The following is a 16,023-nucleotide window of genomic DNA, read 5'->3' as shown; positions in this document are numbered from 1 at the left end:
GGGAAGCCCTCCGCGCTGACGGCATTCAAAAAACAAGTTTGGAGACAGCATGAACAAGACCTTCTGGAAGCAGTTCGCGATCGCACTGGCGCTTTTCCTGGCCGGCTACTTCACCTTCAACGGCAACCTGTTCGCGCAGACCCTGGAAAAGCCCAAGGTATCGATCGCCGTCGGCGGCAAGAACCTGTTCTACTACCTGCCGCTGACGATCGCCGAACAGCTCGGCTATTTCAAGGACGAAGGCCTGCAGGTCGAGATCAGCGATTTCGCCGGCGGCGCCAAGGCGCTGCAGGCCCTGGTCGGCGGCAGCGCCGACGTGGTGTCCGGCGCCTTCGAGCACACCATCAACATGCAGGCCAAGGGACAGCCGATCACCGCCTTCGTGCTGCAGGGCAGGGCGCCGCAGATCGTCCTGGCCGTCTCCAACAAGACCATGCCCAACTACAAGTCGGTGGCCGACCTCAAGGGCAAGAAGATCGGCGTGACCGCCCCCGGTTCCTCGACCAACATGATGGCCAACTTCGTGCTCGCCAAGGCTGGCCTCAAGCCGACCGATGTCGCCTTCATCGGCGTGGGCACTTCCGCCGGCGCGATCGCCGCGCTGCGCTCCGGCCAGATCGACGCGATCGCCAACCTCGATCCGGTGGTCACCATGCTGCAGCAGAAAAATGAGGTGAAGGTGATCGCCGATACCCGCACCCTGAAGGATACCAACGAGGTCTTCGGCGGCCCGATGCCCGCCGCCACGCTCTATACCAGCGAAGCCTTCCTCAAGAAAAACCCGAACACCGCCCAGGCCTTGACCAACGCGATGGTGCGCGCGCTGAAGTGGCTGCAGAAGGCAGGCCCCTCCGACATCATCAAGGTGGTGCCGGAAAATTATCTCCTTGGCGACAGGGCCTTGTATATCGAAGCCTTCATGAAGGTGCGCGAAGCGATCTCTCCCGACGGCATGTTCCCTGAAGCCGGTCCGCAGACCGCGCTGAAGACCCTGCAGGCCTTCGAGCCCGAGCTTGCCAGCAAGACTATCGATCTGTCCAAGACCTATACCAACGAGATGGCGCAGAAGGCCAACGCTAAGTACAAATAAGAAAAGCCCTTGGAAGAACCGGCGCGGGCCCCCACTTGGCTGCGCCCGGATCTTCTTCCGGGACCGCATGAGCCGCCCGCTGCTTTCTTCGGCGCGGCGTTGACTGCCGATGATCGCCCGCCCCGGCGGGCGCGACAACAGACGACAGATGATTCCTGCGCTCGCACTCGACAACATCACCTGCACCTTCATTTCCAAGGATGACCGTTCCCAGCGCTATACTGCGGTCGCCGACACCACGCTGCATATCGCGCCCGGCGGATTCGTTTCGGTGGTCGGTCCTACCGGCTGCGGCAAGTCGACACTGCTCAACGTTGGCGCCGGCCTGCTGGAGCCGTCGGCAGGCGAAGTCCGGGTCTTCGGCGAACCGCTCAAGGGCATCAACCGGCGCGCCGGCTACATGTTCCAGGCCGATGCGCTGATGCCCTGGCGCAGCGCGCTGCAGAATGTGATCGCCGGCCTGCAGTTCCGCGGACTCGACGAGGCTTCCGCGCGCCGGCAGGGCGAGGAGTGGCTGGCCCGCGTCGGCCTGCGGGGTTTCGGCGACCGCTATCCGCACCAGCTTTCCGGCGGCATGCGCAAGCGCGTCGCGCTGGCGCAGACGCTGATCCTCGATCCCGACATCATCCTGATGGATGAGCCGTTTTCCGCGCTCGACATCCAGACCCGCCAGCTGATGGAAAACGAAGTGCTCGACCTGTGGAGCGCAAAGAAGAAAGCCGTCCTGTTCATCACCCACGACCTCGACGAAGCGATTGCCATGTCGGACCGCGTGGTGGTGCTGTCAGCGGGACCGGCGACGCGGCCGATCGGCGAGTTCCGGATCGACCTGCCGCGCCCGCGCGACGTGGCGGAAATCCGCATGCATCCGCGCTTCGTCGAACTGCATGCGCAGATCTGGAATGTGCTTCGCGAGGAAGTCCTGAAGGGTTATCAGCAGCAGAAGATCAAGGCTTGATATCAACCATGTGGAAACTCATCAAACCCCAGCCGCGCACGCTGCTTTTCTGGCAGATCCTGGTACTGATCGTGGTATTCCTGGCCTGGCATCTGGCCACGCGCGATCCCAAGGTGGCTTTCTTCTTCGGCGAGCCGCTCAAGGTGATGGTCCGCATCTGGCAGTGGTTCACCGTCGGCAGCGGCTCGCTCGAAGTCGGCATGTTCGACAGCACCTGGTTCACCCTGAACTTTCCCGCCGAGATCTATCCCCACCTGCTCGTGACGCTGACGGAAACGCTGCTGGCATTCGGCATCGGCACGCTGCTCGGACTGGTCTTCGGCCTGTGGCTGGCGCTGTCGCCGATGACCTCGGCGGTCTTCGACCCTTACATCAAGGCCGCCAACTCCATGCCCCGGGTCATCCTGGCGCCGATCTTCGCGATGTGGTTCGGCCTCGGCATCTGGTCCAAGGTGGCGCTGTCGGTCACGCTGGTGTTCTTCATCGTCTTCTTCAACGTCTACCAGGGCGTGCGCGAAGTCAGCCCGGTGGTGCTGGCCAATGCCCGCATGCTGGGCGCCAACCAGCGCCAGCTGCTGCGGCAGGTGTACCTGCCGTCGGCCACCTCCTGGGTCTTTTCCAGCCTGCATACCTCAGTCGGCCTGGCTTTCGTCGGCGCCATCGTCGGCGAATACCTGGGCTCGGCGCGCGGCGTCGGCTACCTGATCCTGCAGGCGGAAGGCACCTTCGATATCAATACGGTATTTGCCGGTATTCTCGTGCTGACAGCATTCGCCCTGGTGCTCGACATGCTGGTCGGCATGATCGAACGCCGGCTGATGAAGTGGCAGCCGAAATCGGGCGAGACGGAAAAGATTTGACGGCAGGCAGGCTCGGCTCTTGCTATGTGGAAGCCGAGTCCGGCAAATGCACCCGGACAGTGCCGGTTTCGCCATGCCTCCCCATTAATTCCCATTGCGGCGAGGCGATGACCTGCAATGGTGCGCGTACGCACCATTGCAGAGCCGGCAAACCGATCAATGATTTCAAGGAGGATTTCCCATGCAAGCATCCGTGTCGCGCCGCGCCGCCGCACTCGCCGTTATCCTGCTGGCCGGCCTGAGCGCCGCGCCGGCCTTTGCCCATCCGGGCGACCATCATGCCGGCGCCAGCTTTGCGCTCGGCTTCATGCATCCGATTCTCGGCTGGGATCATCTGCTGGCCATGCTGGCCGTCGGCCTGTGGGCCGCGCAGCAGCCGCGCCGCGTTGCCTGGGTCATGCCGCTGGCTTTCCCGGCGATGATGGCCCTAGGTGCGTACAGCGGAGTCCAGGGTGCGGCCTTGCCCTGGATGGAAGCCGGCATCGCCGCATCGGTCGCCGCACTCGGCCTGCTGATCGCCTTCGCGGTCCGCATGCCGATTGCGGGCGGCGCGGCCATCATTGCGCTGTTCGGCTATGTACACGGGTATGCACATGGCATCGAGGCGCCTGCGGGCGGAGCGCTGCTTGGCTATGGTGCCGGCTTCATTGCGGCAACCGCGCTGCTGCACCTCGCCGGCCTCCTGGCCGGCGTCTGGGCGACGCGGCCTGCCGTCGGCGGGCGTATCCTGCGCGCGGCCGGTGTGCTGGTCGCTTCCGCAGGATTTTCCCTGCTTGCCTTCATCTGACGGCTGGCGCCGACCGGCGGCTCGAACCGCCGGTCCGCTGCATCCTTTCCGCCGGCCGTTCGGCTTGTCCGCTCGCTTCAACCTCGTCCAGCAACTCCCTTAGCGCGTCCGTACCCCGCCTGATTTCTTCTGGCGTGATGGCGGCAAAACCCAGCAGCATGCCGCATGCCCTCGGCTGCGGAATGTCCGTTTCTTCCGCGTTGTAGAAGTGTGACAGCGCGCGTATCTCCAGCCCGCGTTCCGATGCCTTGCGCGCCACGGCTTCATCGTCGCAGGACCGGCGGAACATGACCGGCAGATGCAGCCCGGTATCGGCGGTTCCCACATCGAGCCGGTCCGACAGCTGCTCGCCAATGGCCTGCAGCAGCGCGGAACGCCGTTCCGCGTACACTTCGCGAGTGCGCTTGATATGGCGGCTGAAATGGCCTTCCAGGATGAAATCCGTCAGAACCGCCTGCGGCACCAGCGGCGCATGGCGGTCGATAATGGCCTTGCCCTGCGCGAAGGCATCCGCCAGCGCCGGCGGCGCGACGATGTAGCCGAGGCGCAGGCCGGGAAACAGGACTTTCGACAGGGTGCCGACGTAAATGACGCAGCCGGTCTTGTCCAGACTCTGCAATGACGCCAGCGGCGGCCCGGTATAGCGGTATTCGCTGTCGTAGTCGTCTTCGATCACCCAGGCCTTGGCGGCGGAGGCCCAGGCCAGCAATTCCAGCCGGCGCGGCAGGCTCATGGTCATGCCGAGCGGCAGCTGGTGGGTTGGGGTGACATAGACCAGCCGGGCATCCGGATAGGCTTGCATGCCGTGCGACACCATCATGCCTTCGCCGTCCACGGCCACCGGGCAGACCTGCGCTTCCGCCGCATGCAGCGAAGCATTGATGCCGCGGTAACCCGGCTCTTCGACCCAAGCCCGGTCCCCCGGCGCGAGCAGCATGGTGGCGATCAGGTACACCGCCTGCTGCGATCCCGAGGTGATGATGATCTGGTCGGCCGCGCACTGGACGCCTCGAGCGGCGCGCAGGTATCCCGCCAAGGCTTCGCGCAGGGGCCGGAAGCCGGCGGGATCGCCGTAGCCGAGGTCATGCGGCGGCTTGCGCCAGCGGCGGGCTTCCAGCCTTCCCCAGACGTCAAAGGGAAAGACATCGAGACCGGGCATGCCGATGCGGAAGGCGCGCGACGCCCCCCGGTGGAAGGGAAGCTGGGTCTGCATGCCGGTGAAACGCTCTCCGCGCGCCGACAGCGGGCGCATTGGCTGCCGGCTGCCCGCCGGCTCGTGTTTGCTCGCCTGCAGCGGCAGGCTGGCACTGACGAAGGTGCCCTTGCCGACCGTACCGGAAAGATAACCTTCCGCCATCAATTGCGAATAGGCATTAAGCACGGTCTGCCGGGACACGCCGCACAGCGTGGCCAACTCGCGGGTGGGCGGCAATTGGGTACCGGAGCCGAGTTTGCCGGCAAGGATGGATTGCTTGATGGCATCGTACAGCTGGCGAAACAGCGGCGTGGCCGATTGCGCGTCGAGCTGGAGCGTGGCGAGCGATTGGGCGAAATGCATGACGGGCATCCGGAAATTGGTATTTTGAAGTTAGCATTTATTGGTACTTTTAGAAAGCCAAATTCAGCAATATGCTATCTGCATATTTTGCTGAAGGAGCCGTATATGCACACCTACGTCGCCACTATCGCCTGGGAGCGGGGGCAGGACACATTCACCGACAACCGCTACAGCCGAGGCCATCGCTGGAGTTTCGACGGCGGTGTCGACGTGGCGGCATCTTCATCGCCGTCCGTGGTGCCAGAGCCAATGTCGGTGGCAGCCGCGGTCGATCCGGAAGAAGCCTTCGTCGCCGCAATTTCGAGTTGCCACATGCTGACTTTCCTGTGGCTTGCGGGCAAGGCCGGTTTCGTGGTCGACCGCTACGTCGATCAGGCCGTCGGCGTGATGGAGAAGAATGCGGAAGGCCGCGTCGCGGTGACCCGCGTGGCGCTGAGGCCGCGCATCGATTTCGGCGGGGAGCGGCAGCCGACGGCTGAGGACATCGACCGCCTGCATCATCGCGCGCATGAAGACTGCTTCATCGCCAATTCCGTGAAAACCGACATCGTCATTGAGGCGCCGGTCGAAGCCGGCGGCTGAAAGGAGGCAATCATGTACATCCCGGCCCAGTTCGCGGAAACCCGCATCGACGTCATGCATCAGTTGATGCGCGAGCATTCGCTCGGCACCTTGGTGATGCTCGGCGAAGACGGCCTGCAAGCCAACCATATTCCGTTCGAGATCGTCGAGGACGGTTCGCCGTTCGGGACGCTGCAGGCGCATGTTGCGCGCAGCAATCCGCTATGGCGGCAGGATGCGGGCATCGAATCGCTGGTCGTGTTCCAGGGCGCGCAAGCCTATATCAGTCCCTCGCTGTATGCGACCAAGAAAGAGCACGGCAAGGTGGTGCCGACTTACAACTACATGGCCGTGCATGCGCATGGGCGGCTGCGCGCGGTGGAGGATCCGGAATGGGTGCGCGGCTTGCTCGATCGCTTGAGCGCTCGGCATGAGGCGGGCAGGGAAGCGCCATGGGCGGTCGGCGATGCGCCGGCGGAATTCATCGATGCGCTGCTCAAGCAGATCGTCGGCATCGAGATCGAAATCACCCGGCTGGAAGGGAAATGGAAGGTCAGCCAGAATCAGCCGCAGCGCAATCGGATCAGTGTGGAAGCGGGGTTAAGGGAGCAGGGGGATGAGGCTTCGGTGGCGATGGCGGAGGCGGTGGGGCTGCGTGGTGGGTAGTGAAGTCGTCCCTGGCGTAAGGCGTACAGCAATCAAAGCTTAAAGAAGAATACTCCTTCCCCTTCAAGGGGAAGGCTGGGATGGGGATAGGTTTTGTTTGCGTGCTTGAAACCCATCCCCACCCTAACCCTCGACCTCGCCGCTTGCAAGCGGCTCCGACTGCGCAGGCGCAACGCATGCATTGCGAAACCCCTGCTACGTCCCCTTGAAGGGGAGGGGATATCAATGTCTTGGCAAATAGCGCGTAATGCTTGGTCATTACGGAGAATTATCGATTACCGCAACGCCTCAACCATCTTCTCCAGCTTCACCGCATCGGCACAGAACAGCCGAATACCTTCCGACAGCTTCTCCGTACCCATCGCATCTTCATTGAGCATGAAGCGGAAAGTCTTCTCATCCAGCGTCAGCTTCTGCAGATCGGCGCCGGCTGCTTCTTCCGGGCTGAGCTTGCGTGCCACCGGCGCATCGCTGTCGGCCAGTTTCTGCAGCAGTTCCGGGCTGATGGTCAGCAGGTCGCAGCCGGCCAGTTCGGTGATCTGCGAGGTATTGCGGAAGCTCGCGCCCATGACTTCGGTCTTGTAGCCGAACTTGCGGTAGTAGTTGTAAATCCGCTTGACCGACTGAACGCCCGGATCGTCTGCGCCGGTGTATTCCTGGCCGGTCGATTTCTTGTACCAGTCGTAGATGCGGCCGACGAAAGGCGAAATCAGCTGCACCTGCGCATCGGCACAGGCAATCGCCTGGGGCAGCGCGAACAGCAGTGTCATGTTGCAGCGGATGCCTTCCTTTTCCAGCACTTCGGCGGCACGGATGCCTTCCCAGGTCGATGCAATCTTGATCAGGATACGCTCGCGGGAAATGCCTGCCGCTTCATAGAGCGCGATCAGCGCGCGGCCCTTGGCGATGGTGCCCTCGGTGTCGAAGGAGAGGCGGGCGTCGGTTTCGGTGGAAACGCGGCCGGGGATGATCTTCAGGATTTCGGTGCCGAAGGCGACCAGCAGGTTGTCGATGATGTCGCCGGTCGGCTTGCCGCCGTGGTCGCGCACCGCCTTTTCCAGCAGGTGCCGGTATTCCTCCTTCTGCACCGCTTTCAGGATCAGCGAAGGGTTGGTGGTGGCGTCGCGCGGTGCGAAGGCCTGGATCGACTGGAAATCGCCGGTGTCGGCGACGATGGTGGTGTGCTGCTTGAGTTGTTCGAGCTGGTTCATGGCAATACGGCAAAAAAGGCGAGCGGAAAAACTGCATGATAACCGCATCGCGGAACGGCGGTTAGACATGCGTCAGGACAACATCCGGACGGCGCAGCGTATCAGAGTTTGGGCGGATGGCGCAGGAAGGAATCGAACTGCATGTCCAGCTTCTGCAGCGCCTTTTGTGCGTTTTGCATCTTTTTCCGGAATTCGGGGCCGCCCTTGAGCGCCAGGCCGACCGCGAGGATGTCGATCACCACCAGGTGGGCCAGGCGGGCGGAAATCGGGGTGTAGGGATCGATGTTGAAGCTCAGGTCGATCGGCACCAGCACGGTGGCCAGATCCGACAGCGGCGTGCCGCTGGGCGTGAGCGCAACGACGTCGGCGCCGACCCGGCGCGCCAGCTGGACGCTGTGCAGCAGCGCGGTGCTGTTGCCGCGCTGGGAGATCGCCACCACCGTATCGCCCTTCTTGAGCAGGGCGGCGGAAATCGCGTGGATGTGCGGATCGGCATAGGCGACCGTCGGTACCCCCGAGCGGAAGAACTTATGCTGCGCATCGGAAGCGACGATGCCGGAGGTGCCCTGGCCCCAGAATTCGATCTTGTTGGAACGCGCCAGCACATCCAGCGCCTTTTCTATCGCCGCCGGCTGCAGGTTGTTGCGCAGGTCGAGCAGGGTATTGATCGAGCGGCTGCAAATCTTGTTGACCAGGTCGGCGGCGAGATCGTCCTGCAGCGGCGACTCGTCGGCGTTCGGCAGCGCCAGCGCCAGGGTCTGCGCCAGCTTCAGCTTGAATTCATGCCAGCCGTCGTAGCCCAGCGCACGGCAGAAGCGCACCACGGTTGGCTCCGACACCTGGGCATTCTTGGCCAGCGCGGTGATGTTGCCCGAGACCGCCAGGTCGGGATTCTTGAGGACGGCGACGGCGACCTTTTTTTCCGACTTGGACAGGGCGTCAAGCTGGGTTCTGATGGAGTCGAGCAGCATGCTGGTTCAGTGTGTCATTCAGGTATCGATTCTTCGCGCCATTGCAGGCCGTCGCGCGCGACAAGCGCACTCGCTGCCGCGGGGCCCCAGGTACCTGCAGTATAGGGCAAGGGCTCGTCACCTTCCTGCTCCCAATAGTTGAGGATGGGCTCTACCCATTCCCAGGCGGCCTCCAGTTCGTCGCTGCGCATGAACAGCGTCAGCTGGCCGCGCAGCACGTCGAGCAGCAGCCGCTCATAGGCATCCATGCGCGGCGTCTTGAAGGTTTCGCGGAAATCCATTTCCAATTCGACCGGGCGCAGCCGCATGCCGTCGCCGGGCGTTTTCGCCATCAGCTGCAGCTGCAGCTCCTCTTCCGGCTGCAGGCGGATCAGCAGGCTGTTCGGCTGGAAACTGCTGTTGGGCCGGGCGAAGATCGAGGCCGGAATCTTCTTGAAGCGCACCACGATTTCCGCCAGCTGGTCGGCCATGCGCTTGCCGGTGCGCAGGTAGAAGGGCACGCCGGCCCAGCGCCAGGTGTCGATCTCGGCCTTGAGCGCGACGAAGGTTTCGGTGCGGGATTCGGTATTCGCGTTCGGTTCCTTGCGGTAGCCCGGCACGGCGACGCCGTTCACATGGCCGGAACGGTACTGGCCGCGCACCACGTCCTGCGCCAGCGTGAAGGGCGTGAAGCGCTTGAGCGACCGCAGCACCTTGAGTTTTTCATCGCGCACCGCATCGGCGGAAGCCGACACCGGCGGTTCCATGGCGACGATGCACAGCAGCTGCAGCAAGTGGTTCTGCAGCATGTCGCGCAGGGCGCCGGCGGTATCGTAGTAATCGAGGCGGTTGCCCACGCCGAGCTCTTCCGCAATCGTGATCTGCACGTCGGAAATCCACTCGCGCCGCCAGAGCGGCTCGAACAGCACATTGCCGAAGCGCAGGGCCAGCAGGTTCTGGACGGTTTCCTTGCCGAGGTAATGGTCGATGCGATAGATCTGCGATTCGGAAAATACCTGTCCGACTTCGTGGTTGATCTGGCGGGCGCTGGCGAGATCGCGTCCCAGCGGCTTTTCCAGCACGACGCGCGAGCTGGCGCTTGCCAGGCCGGCTTCCTTGAGATTGCGGCAGATCGTTGCGAACAGGCTGGGCGGCATTGCGAGGTAGAACACGCGCACGATCTGGCTGTCGTCTGGGCCGTCGCGCAAGGCCGACTTCAACGCGGCGTAGGTGCCGGCATCGGCGGCGTCGAGCGAGACGTATTCGATGCGGCCGCGGAAACGCTCCCAGGTGGCGGCATCCGGATTGCCCGACGCGATGTGCGGTTTCGCATTCTGGTCCATCGCTTCGAGGAACTCTTCTCGGCTCCAGCCATGGCGGCCGACGCAGATGATGCGCGCCGTGCCGGGAAGGCCGTTGGCGCGGTCGCGGTTGTAGAGTGCGGGCAGCAGCTTGCGCATTGCAAGGTCGCCGCTGCCGCCGAAAAGAACCAGATCGAAATCGGAAAGTGCCATGATGTGGGAGGAACGCCGGCGCGGGCCGGCGGGACCATGATGAAAAGTGGAAAGCTGAGGTTGGACGCTGCGCGCCGTATCTCGGTTACACCGGCATCAGGCCGGCGAGGAAGACAATGCCGCCCTGGCGCGCGCGATCAGGCCATTGGTGGAACTGTCGTGCGCTTCCGGCCGCGGTGCGCCGTTGATTTCCGGCTCGATGTTCTTGGCCAGCACCTTGCCTAGCTCCACGCCCCACTGGTCGAAGCTGTTGATGTCCCAGATCACGCCCTGGACGAAGACCTTGTGCTCGTAGAGCGCGATCAGTGCGCCGAGTGCGGCCGGCGTCAGCGTTTCCATCAGGATGGTATTGCTCGGCCGGTTGCCGGGGAAGACCTTGTGCGGCAGCAGCGTGGCAATCTGTTCGTCGGTCAGCTTCTGCGCCTTCAGTTCGGCGCGTACCTCGTCGGCATCCTTGCCCAGCATGAAGGCTTCCGACTGGGCGAAGCAGTTGGCGAGCAGCACTGCATGGTGGCCGGGCAGGGCATGCGTGGGCTTCAAAGCGGCAATAAAGTCGACCGGGATGATGTCCGTGCCCTGGTGCAGCAACTGGAAGTAGGCATGCTGGCCGTTGGTGCCGACATCGCCCCACACCACGGGGCAGGTCTCGACCTGCAGCGCCTGTCCGGAGCGGGAGACGCGCTTGCCGTTGCTCTCCATTTCAAGCTGCTGCAGATAGGCAGCGAACTGGCCCAGATCCTGGTGATACGGAGCGATCGAAACGGAGCCGCTGCCGAAGAAGTTGCGGTACCAGACGCCGATCATCGCCAGCAGCACCGGCATGTTGCTTTCCAGAGGCGCGGTCCGGAAATGCTGGTCCATCGCATGGGCGCCATCGAGGAACTGCCGGAAGTTGTCGAAGCCGACCGCCAATGCCACCGGCAAGCCGATCGCCGACCAGACCGAGTAGCGGCCGCCGACCCAGTCCCAGAAGGGAAACATATTGTCGGGATCGATGCCGAAGCTGCGTACCGCGTCCGTATTGGTCGATACCGCGACGAAATGTTTCGCCAGGTCCGCCTCGCTGCCGGTCTGCAGGAACCATGCACGCGCGGACTGCGCATTCATCATCGTCTCGCGGGTGGTGAAGGTCTTGGAGGCGACCACGAACAATGTCGTTTCCGGATTGACTCTGGACAACACCGCGTCCAGATCGTGTCCATCGACATTGGCGACGAAATGGAAGGAAAGCCCGGGCTGCGAATAAGAGCGCAATGCGCGGCACACCATTTCCGGCCCGAGGTCGGAGCCACCGATGCCGATATTGACCACGTCGGTCACCGCCTTGCCGCTGCGCCCGCGCCACTGCCCGGAACGTACGCGCTCGACGAAGGCCGCCATGCGGTCCAGCACCGCATGAACCTCTGCAATGGCATCTTGTCCATTGACGACCAGCCGGCTGCCGCGGGGCGCACGCAGTGCGGTATGCAGCACGGAACGGTTTTCGGTATTGTTGATTCTTTCTCCGCCGAACATTGCATCGCGATGTGCCTCGACGCCGCGCTCCCTGGCCAGGTCCATCAGCAGGGAGAGGGTGGTGTCGTCGATGCTGTTCTTCGAGTAATCGAGAAACAGGCCCGCCGCGTCGAGGGAGTAGCGGGAAAACCGGTCTTGCCGGCTTGTGAAGAGATCGCGCAGCTGCCAGCGGTCGGCTTCGGCCTGGTGGCGGGTCAATGCTTGAAATGCAGGGGTTTCCGTGAGTGCGTTCTGGTGCATGGGCGGTCCGGGCAAACAAAGAGCTGAAAGAGTGAAAGAGCTGCAAAAATCGAGGCGTCCAACTATACAATACTTTTTGGTAAATTCACTACAGCATTGCAGGTCGCGCAACCGAGTTTTGCGTTTTCTCAGTGACGCCTCGGGAATGCGTATGGTAGCGAACCTTAAGGAACACAAGGAGTCCGCGCCGGCCGAGAAGCGCAATCCGCAATTTTGTAGTAAAATTTCAAAAAACACAGTGGAATTCGAACTATGTCACTTCATCCCGTACACCCGGCGCTCGACGCGGTCACCCGCCGCATCATCGCACGCAGCAAGCCTTATCGCGCATCCTACCTCGCCCGAATCGAGTCCGCCCGCCTGCAGGGGGTGCATCGCGGCGCCCTGGCCTGTACCAACCTGGCCCATGGTTTCGCGGCCTTTCCCGCCAATGACAAGCTCAAGCTGAAGCAGACCAAGTCGCCATCGGTGGCAATCGTTTCGGCTTACAACGACATGCTCTCGGCCCACCAGCCGTTCGAGCGCTTCCCGCACATCATCAAGGAAGCCGTGCGCGAGGCTGGCGCCGTTGCTCAGTTTGCGGGCGGCACGCCGGCCATGTGCGACGGCGTCACCCAGGGCCAGCCGGGCATGGAGCTGTCGCTGTTCTCGCGCGACGCCATTGCCATGGCCACGGCCATTGCGTTGTCCCACAACATGTTCGACGCCGCCGTCTATCTCGGCGTATGCGACAAGATCGTCCCAGGCCTGGTGATCGGCGCGCTGCATTTCGGACACCTGCCGGCGGTCTTCATTCCGGCCGGCCCGATGACCACCGGCATTTCCAATGCCGAGAAGGCCAAGACCCGCCAGCTGTATGCCCAGGGCAAGGTGGGGCGCGAGGAACTGCTCGAATCGGAATCCCAGTCCTACCACGGCGCCGGCACCTGTACCTTCTACGGCACCGCCAACAGCAACCAGATGCTGATGGAAGTCATGGGGCTGCATCTTCCCGGCACTGCCTTCATCACGCCCAACACGCCGCTGCGGGATGCGCTGACGGCAGCCGCCGCGCACCGCGCGGTGGAAATCAGCGAGCAGGGCGGCAACTATATTCCCGTCGGCCGTGTGGTCGATGAAAAGTCCATCGTCAATGCCATCGTCGCCTTGCTGGCCACCGGAGGTTCCACCAACCATACATTGCACCTGGTCGCGATGGCGCGTGCCGCCGGCATCGTCATCGACTGGAACGACTTCGACGAATTGTCCGGCGTAGTGCCGCTGCTGACGCGCATCTATCCGAACGGCGATGCCGACGTCAACCACTTCCACGCGGCTGGCGGCACCGGATTCGTCATCCGCGAACTGCTGGATGCGGGCCTTCTGCATGATGACGTCACCACCATCCTCGGAAAAGGCCTGCGCGCCCACTGCACCGAGCCTTTCCTTGAAGGCGACTCGGTGGTCTGGCGTCCTGCTGCGGAGAAGAGCGGCGATGAAAAAGTGGTGCGTCCGGCCTCCAATCCCTTCTCGGCGGACGGAGGCCTGCGCCTGATGTCGGGCAATCTCGGGCGCGCCGTCATCAAGGTATCCGCCGTCAAGTCGCAGCATCGCATTGTCGAGGCGCCTGCGATCGTATTCAATTCCCAGGAAGAGCTGATGGACGCCTACAAGGCCGGCCAGCTCGACCGCGACTTCGTCGCCGTCGTCCGCTATCAGGGTCCGCGCGCCAACGGCATGCCGGAACTGCATTCAATGACGCCGGCTCTGGCCAATCTGCAGGATGCGGGGCGCCGCGTCGCACTGGTGACCGACGGCCGCATGTCCGGCGCATCGGGCAAGGTTCCCGCGGCCATCCATGTGTCGCCCGAAGTGCTTGCCGGCGGGCCGCTGGGCAAGGTGCGTACCGGCGACATCATCCGCCTCGATGCAGAAACCGGCACGCTGCAGGCGCTTGTGGCTCAGGAAGAATGGGATCGCCGCGGCATCGAACCGGCCGACCTGTCGGCCAGCCAGGTTGGCATGGGGCGCGAGCTGTTCGCCCTGTTCCGTAACGGCGTCAGCGCCGCCGAGGAGGGCGCTGCCACCTTCGGCCTGCCGCCGGCGCTGAATCTGCCCGAAGAGCAGCACAACACGCTGGCCACGCCGCAAGCCGTTAACTATTCCGACGAAGACTCACTCATCACACGCCAATAATCATGACACTGCTCGACATCATGCGCACCTCGCCGGTCATTCCGGTCATCGCCATCGACAATCCCGATCACGCCGTACCGCTGGCCAAGGCGCTCGTCGCCGGCGGTATCCGTGTGCTGGAAGTTACCCTGCGCACCGAATACGGCCTGCCCGCCATCCGGGCGATGGCGGAGCAGGTGCCCGATGCGATCATCGGCGTCGGCACGCTGACCCAGCCCGACGAGTTTCGCACCGCACGCGATGCGGGCGCGGTGTTCGGCGTGTCTCCCGGATTGACCCCGAGCCTGGTGGAGGCCGCGAAGTCGAGCGGTCTGCCCCTGCTGCCCGGCGTGATGACGCCTTCGGAAGTGATGTCGGCGCGCGAAGCGGGATTCCGCCAGCTCAAGCTGTTTCCTGCCGTGCCCGCAGGCGGCGTCGGCATGCTCAATGCAATCGCCGGCCCGCTGCCTGATGTGACTTTCTGTCCGACCGGCGGTATTTCGCAGGAAACTGCGGCGAAGTTTTTGGAGTGCAAGAATGTTGCCTGCGTTGGCGGTTCTTGGTTGACGCCCAAGGAAGCGCTGAAGAATGGCGACTGGGGGGTGATTACGGAATTGGCGGCTGCGGCTAGCGGTTTGCGGAAATGAGATGGTGAGAGCGGCATCTTTTTAAGATGTCGTGCAGGTGTTTGCTTGTTCTTCTTCCAGAGTTTTGAGGTGGGAGTTCGGATACCTTCATGCGTCGCGAGACCTCCACCCCCGCACCTTCAAGGGGAGGGTTGGGGTGGGGATGGGTTACAGCTAAGTCATCTAACCCCATCCCCCTCCTAACCTCCCCTTGAAAGGGGAGGACTATTCTTTAATGCTTGCGATTGCTGCTCGTCTCGAACGCAATATGTGCATTAGCTGCGTTATAAACTCGCGCTATTCTTCTTGAATCAAGAGAAGACACCTACGGCATATGTTGATACTGTCAAAGAAGCATATTCAAACGACTAACTCAACCTGCCGTCCAAATAAACCGCAACACAATTCCTGCCCCCCCGCTTCGCTTGATAAAGCGCACGGTCAGCAGCATGAATCAAACTTCCCGTCGTAGTAGCCAGTTCCGGCACCAAGGTACTCACGCCAAGGCTGATGGTCACATGGCTGGCAACGCCTGAAAAGGCATGCTCGATCGCGAGCGCCGCAACTTCCGCACGCATGGCTTCCGCCACCCGCAGCGCTCCATCCTTGTCGGTATCGGGCAGCACCACGGTAAATTCCTCGCCGCCGTAGCGCGCCACCAGATCGCGGGCACGGTTGAGCACGCCGCTCAGCGCGCCCCCAATCCGGACCAGGCAATCGTCGCCGCGCTGGTGGCCATAGTTGTCGTTGAAGTCCTTGAAGTAATCGACGTCGACCATGATCAGCGATACCGGTGCGGCATTGCGCTTGGCACGGCGGAATTCATCTTCGAGATGCAGATCGAAACGCCGCCGGTTGGCAATGCCGGTCAGGCCGTCCACCAGGGTCTGCGACTCGAGTTCCACCGCCATTTCACGCAGCTTGCGTTCACGGGCGACGGCCATGCTGACGTCGGTGATCTGCACCAGGCAGTGCCTCCCCCGCGATGTCACATCCAGCGGCATGACGTGAACGGCCTGCTGGATGCGGATATCGCTCGACGTATCGGCCGGCTTGGCATACAGCGGGAAGGGGGCCTTGTTGAGCGTTTGGGAAAGCAGCGATGCAAAGTTGTTCCGCAGCGCCGACTCGATCGCAATATGCGTGCGGCCGTCGATCATCTCGGGAAACACTTCACCAAAGTTTCGTCCCAGGACGTGCCGCGCCTCCATGCGGGAATGCTGGGCCATCCAGTCGTTCCAGAGAACGATGCGCTGCCCGGCATCCAGTACGATGATGCCGGTCCGCACCGCCTTCAGTACGCTTTCGAGCAAGTTCAGCATGGAGTTTTCCG

Annotated in this window: 14 protein-coding genes; 8 read left to right on the top strand and 6 right to left on the bottom strand. The window is 62.9% G+C overall.

Annotation, left to right across the window (positions count from 1 at the left end; genetic code table 11):
* Window positions 1-49: 49 nt before the first annotated feature.
* The 4 genes from IGW03_RS22715 (at window position 50) to IGW03_RS22700 (ending at window position 3,695) form a co-directional block, all read left to right on the top strand.
* Entirely contained in the window at window positions 50-1,090 is a 1,041-nt protein-coding gene (locus IGW03_RS22715) for an ABC transporter substrate-binding protein (protein WP_194724819.1), read from the top strand.
* A gap of 148 nt (window positions 1,091-1,238) precedes the next feature.
* Window positions 1,239-2,048 (top strand): ABC transporter ATP-binding protein, encoded by an 810-nt coding sequence (locus tag IGW03_RS22710; RefSeq protein ID WP_194724860.1) that lies wholly within the window; start codon window positions 1,239-1,241, stop codon window positions 2,046-2,048.
* A gap of 8 nt (window positions 2,049-2,056) precedes the next feature.
* Window positions 2,057-2,908, top strand: coding sequence for an ABC transporter permease (locus tag IGW03_RS22705; RefSeq protein WP_194724818.1), 852 nt, complete (start codon window positions 2,057-2,059; stop codon window positions 2,906-2,908).
* A 181-nt stretch (window positions 2,909-3,089) separates the two neighbouring features.
* Window positions 3,090-3,695, top strand: coding sequence for a HupE/UreJ family protein (locus IGW03_RS22700; protein ID WP_194724817.1), 606 nt, complete (start codon window positions 3,090-3,092; stop codon window positions 3,693-3,695).
* Here IGW03_RS22700 and pdxR read toward each other — a convergent pair.
* Window positions 3,688-5,253: a MocR-like pyridoxine biosynthesis transcription factor PdxR gene (pdxR, locus tag IGW03_RS22695; RefSeq protein ID WP_194724816.1), complete on the bottom strand. Its 1,566-nt coding sequence runs from the start codon at window positions 5,251-5,253 to the stop codon at window positions 3,688-3,690. The genes IGW03_RS22700 and pdxR overlap by 8 nt on opposite strands.
* Before the next feature lie 105 nt (window positions 5,254-5,358).
* Between pdxR and IGW03_RS22690 the strand changes: the two genes are divergently transcribed.
* Together IGW03_RS22690 and IGW03_RS22685 are read left to right on the top strand one after the other, a co-directional pair.
* Complete coding sequence (locus IGW03_RS22690; RefSeq protein ID WP_194724815.1) at window positions 5,359-5,835, top strand: OsmC family protein; 477 nt, start codon at window positions 5,359-5,361, stop codon at window positions 5,833-5,835.
* A 12-nt stretch (window positions 5,836-5,847) separates the two neighbouring features.
* Window positions 5,848-6,480 (top strand): FMN-binding negative transcriptional regulator, encoded by a 633-nt coding sequence (locus tag IGW03_RS22685; RefSeq protein WP_194724814.1) that lies wholly within the window; start codon window positions 5,848-5,850, stop codon window positions 6,478-6,480.
* Window positions 6,481-6,755: 275 nt separating this feature from the next.
* Here IGW03_RS22685 and tal read toward each other — a convergent pair whose 3' ends face one another.
* The 4 genes from tal to pgi form a co-directional block, all read right to left on the bottom strand.
* On the bottom strand, window positions 6,756-7,691 hold the full coding sequence (gene tal, locus IGW03_RS22680; protein WP_194724813.1) for a transaldolase: 936 nt from the start codon (window positions 7,689-7,691) through the stop codon (window positions 6,756-6,758).
* Window positions 7,692-7,792: 101 nt separating this feature from the next.
* On the bottom strand, window positions 7,793-8,662 hold the full coding sequence (locus tag IGW03_RS22675) for an SIS domain-containing protein (protein WP_194724812.1): 870 nt from the start codon (window positions 8,660-8,662) through the stop codon (window positions 7,793-7,795).
* 14 nt (window positions 8,663-8,676) lie between these two features.
* Complete coding sequence (gene zwf / locus IGW03_RS22670) at window positions 8,677-10,155, bottom strand: glucose-6-phosphate dehydrogenase (RefSeq protein WP_194724811.1); 1,479 nt, start codon at window positions 10,153-10,155, stop codon at window positions 8,677-8,679.
* Window positions 10,156-10,251: 96 nt separating this feature from the next.
* Window positions 10,252-11,910, bottom strand: a complete 1,659-nt coding sequence (pgi, locus tag IGW03_RS22665) for a glucose-6-phosphate isomerase (protein ID WP_194724810.1) — start codon at window positions 11,908-11,910, stop codon at window positions 10,252-10,254.
* Window positions 11,911-12,162: 252 nt separating this feature from the next.
* Here pgi and edd point away from each other — a divergent pair, with 252 nt between their 5' ends.
* Together edd and IGW03_RS22655 are read left to right on the top strand one after the other, a co-directional pair.
* The gene (gene edd, locus IGW03_RS22660; RefSeq protein WP_194724809.1) at window positions 12,163-14,085 is read left to right on the top strand and encodes a phosphogluconate dehydratase; all 1,923 of its coding nucleotides are present in this window, start codon (window positions 12,163-12,165) and stop codon (window positions 14,083-14,085) included.
* A 2-nt stretch (window positions 14,086-14,087) separates the two neighbouring features.
* Complete coding sequence (locus IGW03_RS22655) at window positions 14,088-14,711, top strand: bifunctional 4-hydroxy-2-oxoglutarate aldolase/2-dehydro-3-deoxy-phosphogluconate aldolase (RefSeq protein ID WP_194724808.1); 624 nt, start codon at window positions 14,088-14,090, stop codon at window positions 14,709-14,711.
* A gap of 347 nt (window positions 14,712-15,058) precedes the next feature.
* On the opposite strand, the gene IGW03_RS22650 is transcribed toward IGW03_RS22655, so the two are convergent.
* Window positions 15,059-16,012: a diguanylate cyclase gene (locus tag IGW03_RS22650; RefSeq protein WP_194724807.1), complete on the bottom strand. Its 954-nt coding sequence runs from the start codon at window positions 16,010-16,012 to the stop codon at window positions 15,059-15,061.
* Window positions 16,013-16,023: the final 11 nt, after the last annotated feature.

The sequence above is a fragment of the Noviherbaspirillum malthae genome, assembly GCF_015352985.1.
In the GTDB taxonomy this organism is placed as follows: domain Bacteria; phylum Pseudomonadota; class Gammaproteobacteria; order Burkholderiales; family Burkholderiaceae_D; genus Noviherbaspirillum; species Noviherbaspirillum malthae.
This window is presented reverse-complemented; position numbering and strand designations above follow the sequence as displayed.

Excerpts from the sequence above, each read along its gene's own strand:
- tal (WP_194724813.1), bottom strand. The coding sequence starts at position 7,691 with ATGAACCAGCTCGAACAACTCAAGCAGCACACCACCATCGTCGCCGAC.
- zwf (WP_194724811.1), bottom strand. The coding sequence starts at position 10,155 with ATGGCACTTTCCGATTTCGATCTGGTTCTTTTCGGCGGCAGCGGCGAC.
- IGW03_RS22700 (WP_194724817.1), top strand. The coding sequence starts at position 3,090 with ATGCAAGCATCCGTGTCGCGCCGCGCCGCCGCACTCGCCGTTATCCTG.
- IGW03_RS22690 (WP_194724815.1), top strand. The coding sequence starts at position 5,359 with ATGCACACCTACGTCGCCACTATCGCCTGGGAGCGGGGGCAGGACACA.
- IGW03_RS22655 (WP_194724808.1), top strand. The coding sequence starts at position 14,088 with ATGACACTGCTCGACATCATGCGCACCTCGCCGGTCATTCCGGTCATC.
- pgi (WP_194724810.1), bottom strand. The coding sequence starts at position 11,910 with ATGCACCAGAACGCACTCACGGAAACCCCTGCATTTCAAGCATTGACC.
- IGW03_RS22710 (WP_194724860.1), top strand. The coding sequence starts at position 1,239 with ATGATTCCTGCGCTCGCACTCGACAACATCACCTGCACCTTCATTTCC.
- IGW03_RS22685 (WP_194724814.1), top strand. The coding sequence starts at position 5,848 with ATGTACATCCCGGCCCAGTTCGCGGAAACCCGCATCGACGTCATGCAT.
- pdxR (WP_194724816.1), bottom strand. The coding sequence starts at position 5,253 with ATGCATTTCGCCCAATCGCTCGCCACGCTCCAGCTCGACGCGCAATCG.
- IGW03_RS22650 (WP_194724807.1), bottom strand. The coding sequence starts at position 16,012 with ATGCTGAACTTGCTCGAAAGCGTACTGAAGGCGGTGCGGACCGGCATC.
- edd (WP_194724809.1), top strand. The coding sequence starts at position 12,163 with ATGTCACTTCATCCCGTACACCCGGCGCTCGACGCGGTCACCCGCCGC.
- IGW03_RS22675 (WP_194724812.1), bottom strand. The coding sequence starts at position 8,662 with ATGCTGCTCGACTCCATCAGAACCCAGCTTGACGCCCTGTCCAAGTCG.
- IGW03_RS22705 (WP_194724818.1), top strand. The coding sequence starts at position 2,057 with ATGTGGAAACTCATCAAACCCCAGCCGCGCACGCTGCTTTTCTGGCAG.
- IGW03_RS22715 (WP_194724819.1), top strand. The coding sequence starts at position 50 with ATGAACAAGACCTTCTGGAAGCAGTTCGCGATCGCACTGGCGCTTTTC.